The organism is Weissella sp. MSCH1 (assembly GCF_045799135.1).
Lineage (GTDB): Bacteria > Bacillota > Bacilli > Lactobacillales > Lactobacillaceae > Weissella.
In genome coordinates this window covers 1-2,867 of record NZ_JBJMBA010000005.1, presented here as the reverse complement: position 1 = coordinate 2,867, position 2,867 = coordinate 1, and the positions used below count along the sequence as shown (strand labels likewise).

The window sequence follows — 2,867 nt, the reverse complement described above, 5'->3', positions numbered from 1 at the left end:
TAGAACGCACTCAGGACAAAGAAGCCTACATGGAAAGTAGGACGGCACGTGAAGGGCCTTGCTGTATGCTCCACAGACAGCAAAAACAGAGACGTGGAGAAGAGATAGTTAATCGTCCAACACAATGGGTAGCGGTTAGTTGTCCGATCGCGGGTTGCGCCGTGATGAAGAAATATAGCATGCGGAAAAGCTGAACGAGTAATCGTTCGAAGTCAGTAGTCCTAGCGTTATGTCATGGGTTAAACAGTTACCATATATCAAAAAACGCCCTGAGAAGCTCTCAGAGGCGTTTTTAGGTGTCAGCCATATAAATAGACACAAGTAGATATAAAACAACGTCAAAACATAACCGAAGGTTGTAAGGGGTAGCTTGAACATAATCTACTGTGATAGAAATATCAGTCGTTGCGAGATGCACTCAACGAAACACACCAATTATCCCCATTAAGGGGATAATTGGTGGAGTGTCGAGAGAGAGAGCCTTGCAGGCTATCTGCAACGACTGATCGATATATTGTTCAACACGGTGTTTAATAATCGGGTATTTAAAAGGTTTCAGCATAAAGGGGTCCAGGGGCTTGCCCCTGTGTCTGCCGAAGGCTCCAATTAGCCGGTGGCAATATGGTACGGGGTAGGCATGAATTTGGCTTTCACTTCTGCCAAATTTGTCCAGCGAGCGTGGGGGGTCTTTTAGCGGATAATTAGTGTGAGATCGATTAAAAAATTCTTTAGTCATCTGTCAGCGTTTTTCTGACAAGCGCACTTACACATCACTTTAAAAAAGTGATGAAATTGCTCTCCTGATTACATCAGAATGCGCACTTACACCCCACTCAATTTTTGGGCGTGATTTGTGCTTAAAATGTGTATCAGAAGTTGCCGGTGGCAACAACCCAACTAACCGCCTGTTGGTTGGTCAAAACAAAAAGCCAGTTACTGTCCAAAAAATCGGACAGTAACTGGCTTTTTGTTAAAAGACACACAAAATGAATCTCTGGAGATTCCTATATTATAGCGCAGCGCTATATGTCAGATTGACGAGTTTAATGATCAATCTCTGAGTTAAATTGGTCTAAATTGTGAAAAAGCCCGAAACTGACGTTTGTGAAACGCCGTTTCGGGCTTTTTTGAAGTTTGTGAATGGGGGTTGCTGCACAAAGTGCCGCAAAGCGCGCCATGACAGGCACTTTGTATAACCTGTGTTATGTCGACTCCCTTTGGTATAGCTAATGTATCGAAAACAAATTACTTTAATGTAGCATCAGACCAATATGATCCTACACTATCTGGTGTTGTTGAATAAGCAACATTAAAAGAATTACTAAATAATCCTGAGGTTTTTACAACGCCAACTAATTTATTATTGGTAGAGTCCCAGTGTATACCGCTTATCTGTGCATTTTTTATTGTCGACACTTGTACGGTTGCAGTTAAATTTATTAAAAGTCCTGTTAATTTTGATACTTGGACGCTATATAAATTTCCTGATGTATCTATTGCTATACTCTGATTTGGTAATGATCCTAAATTTTGATTTAAAGCGTCTGCTACTTTTATTTTAGTTTCAGATATAAATCCTGTATTGGTAAATGGTAACCATGTAGATCCGACCCATATATAACTGGTAGAACCGTTTGTAGATACCAACGTATTATAAACATTAGACCAATATATTTGGCCAACACTTTGATACGGAGGGGTAGTTATACTATTAACTGTCGTTTTATTTTGAAAACTTGTTTTGAATTGTTTATCAAAAGAACTAGAATCTTTAAGAGCAATGATATTATCGCTAGTAATTAATAACTTATCGGTAGTTTGTTTGACGGCAGATGATAAATTGTTGATCTTAGTAATATTAGTTTGATCTACCTTAAATTTATTTAGTATATAGCTAGCTGATACAATATTTGCTATTAGTGAAATTGATAATAACGATACGAAAAAAGTCGTATATTTAAATTTCATCATTAAAAATTAATTTGCTGAACTACTAACAGTTGAAGGGTCATAGCTAATTGCTGAGTTTGCTGTTGATATAGCAGACGATGCTGTAGAGTTTGTCTTATCAGCATCAGCTACTGCACTGGATACAGATGCTGCATATTGATTTGCCTTGGTAACTTCGCCGTTCAATGTAGAAATATCCTTCGAATGGGAATCCTTTTCTTCTGTAAGCTTACCTGCTGTAGTTGTTAAACTATTAGTCAGATTGTTGATACTAGTTTTAATCTCTTCAAGAGAGGTATTGTATTTTCCGTTCTCATTAAATTTAATCAATGTATATGTAGCATAAGCAGAAGTAGTAGCCAGAAATGTAATTCCAAGCACTAATAATAAACGCTTAGACATTTTGAAATTTTTATTTTTAACCATGTTGATACCCTATTCCTTAGTATTTAATATGTTTATTAAATACTAAAACATGGGTAAAAACAAATAAAATACTTGCAAGTATTCCTTTTGCTGGTTAAAGTTAAATCAATAACTAATCAAATATAAAAGAAAAGGCACCTATCGAGTTTCGACCCTCGATAGGTGCCAGTGCAAAGAATGGTGGTTCATTCAAAGCACGTTGTCATTCAAGATGTAAGTACATTATAGGGTACTTACCGAGAATGCGTCAAGAAAAGAACAACTTCTGACGAGAGACAATGTGACTGAATCGGGTCACATTGTCTCTCGTCTTTTTTGCACTCGATACCCGCCCCGTTACGGCGACAGAGTAGAACGCACTCAGGACAAAGAAGCCTACATGGAAAGTAGGACGGCACGTGAAGGGCCTTGCTGTATGCTCCACAGACAGCAAAAACAGAGACGTGGAGAAGAGATAGTTAATCGTCCAACACAATGGGTAGCGGTTAGTT

Annotated in this window: 2 protein-coding genes; both read right to left on the bottom strand. The window is 38.2% G+C overall.

Annotated features, from left to right (window positions below; all coding sequences use genetic code 11):
- Positions 1–1,245: 1,245 nt before the first annotated feature.
- A complete protein-coding gene (locus tag ACJ28U_RS00095) occupies positions 1,246–1,971 on the bottom strand; it encodes a hypothetical protein (protein ID WP_407617991.1) in 726 nt (241 codons plus the stop codon).
- 6 nt (positions 1,972–1,977) lie between these two features.
- Positions 1,978–2,376 (bottom strand): hypothetical protein, encoded by a 399-nt coding sequence (locus tag ACJ28U_RS00090; protein ID WP_407617990.1) that lies wholly within the window; start codon positions 2,374–2,376, stop codon positions 1,978–1,980.
- Between the last annotated feature and the right edge of the window lie 491 nt (positions 2,377–2,867).